1 protein-coding gene is annotated in these 1701 nt (G+C 68.0%); it reads right to left on the bottom strand.

Annotation, left to right across the window (positions count from 1 at the left end; all coding sequences use genetic code 11):
- Nucleotides 1-158: 158 nt before the first annotated feature.
- Nucleotides 159-1583, bottom strand: a complete 1425-nt coding sequence (locus IEY61_RS30805; protein ID WP_229706653.1) for an IS1380 family transposase — start codon at nucleotides 1581-1583, stop codon at nucleotides 159-161.
- Between the last annotated feature and the right edge of the window lie 118 nt (nucleotides 1584-1701).

The following is a 1701-nucleotide window of genomic DNA, read 5'->3' as shown; positions in this document are numbered from 1 at the left end:
CCTCGATTCGTCAGAGAGTTTTGATCCCTGCTTGACGGTTTCGGCTTGACCGTTTTGTCTGCCTGTGGTGGGTGTGGGTTGGTCGCGTGTCGCTGCGGGTGCGCCGGTTCTCCGCGTCCGGGGCTGTCTTTCTGCTGGTAGGGGCAGCTTCGCTGGGGTCAGGTGGTCAGCGGCAGGTTCAGGCGTTGCCAGCAGAGTTGGAATGCTTCGGCCCAGGGCCAGGTGTTGGGGATGGACAGTGTGCGTCGGCGGGCGTGGGTGGTGAGTTTCGCGGGTAGGTGTAGTAGTCGGTAGCGCAGGGTGTCGGGTTCGGCGTGGGCGAGGTCGGGTTGGTCGTGCAGGCCGAGCAGTCTGGTCCAGGCGGTCAGGTCGGCGGCGATGTTCGCGGCGAGGACCCAGGCCTGGTTGACGGTCCAGGACTTGCTGGGCAGGTTGCGCAGGCCCATGGCCTTGCCGGTGCGGACCTGGTCTTCCACGCCGGCGTGGGAGCGGTGCAGGGCGTCGAGCCATTGCGGGTGGTGGGAGCCGGGCACGCCGTGGATGCGGTGGATGTTGGTGGCCACGATCGCGTACCGCCAGCCGGTGCGTTTCTCCAGGTCGGTGAGTTTCTTCGCGTGGCGGGCGGCGGGTTTGGTGCGCCGGACGATCAGCCGCAGCCCACTGATCCAGTTCCCGACCCGCTGGTTGAGGCCGGTCAACTCGGCAACCTGTGCTTGGTCGGTGGCGGTGCCGTCTTGTTGGAGGCCGTCGGTCCAGGCGGTGACCGGCAGGGCGGCGATCGCGGTCTCGTCGGCGTCGGTGATCGTCCAGCCGACGGTGAACTTCACGGTGCGCCACAGCCGGTTCATCTGCTCCAGGTGTTGCAGCAGGTCGTGGGTGGCGCCGGCCCCGTCGACGCGCACGAGGATCTTCCGTCGATACTTCACCGGTAGCTGCGCGATCGCCTCCGCGAGGACCCGGATGTGATCGGTGACCGTGTTCGAGCCGGCGTTGCCGCAGCGCAGCAGCATGGCCAGGCTCTCGCCCGTGTTCGCGCACCACCCACCAAGCGGGTGGAACCCGAACCCACGCTTGAACGTCGCCGCAGCGCCCTGCTTGTCCGAGTGGGCGGTGATCAGGGTGGCGTCCAGGTCGATGACCACCCACCCCGACAGCAGCTTCCCGGCCACCGTCAGCCACGGGAACCCCTGCGGCCGGCGGGAGAGAAGGTCCCAGACCCGGGCGCGGGCCTTCGCCCGGGCCTTCGCGATCCGGCGTAATGCGGCCTCGTCCAGCCCGGCCAGTGCCCGGCGCACGGTCGCTTCCGACGGCGGATCGGCGAAGACGAGGGCCTGATGCGCGAGCAGACCGATGTCGGACATGCTCGTCGCGCCGAGCACGATCGCGGTCGCCAGGCAGACCAGAACCGTGCCTCGATCCCACCAGCCCGGCCCCCGACCTCGGGGCAGCACCGTGTTCAACGCCCCGGTCAGACCGCTCCGGTCCGCGCACCGCCGCAACAGGACCGCGCCCGCGTGACCAACCAGACCTTTACCACCGGCGGCTACCTGCAGCCGCTGATCCCACCCGCTACCCTTGCTCACCAGGAAGGTGCACCCAACTCTGCTGTGGATATGACTTCGACACTCACATCCTTGCAGGTCAGGTGCACCTTTCCTCTATCGCCCTCGATGAATCAATTTGCCCTCTGAACGGGGGAGG

The organism is Micromonospora sonchi, assembly GCF_014646235.1.
GTDB classification, from domain to species: domain Bacteria; phylum Actinomycetota; class Actinomycetes; order Mycobacteriales; family Micromonosporaceae; genus Micromonospora; species Micromonospora sonchi.
Note: the sequence above shows the minus strand (reverse complement) of the source record. Positions and strands in the feature narration are given on the sequence as shown.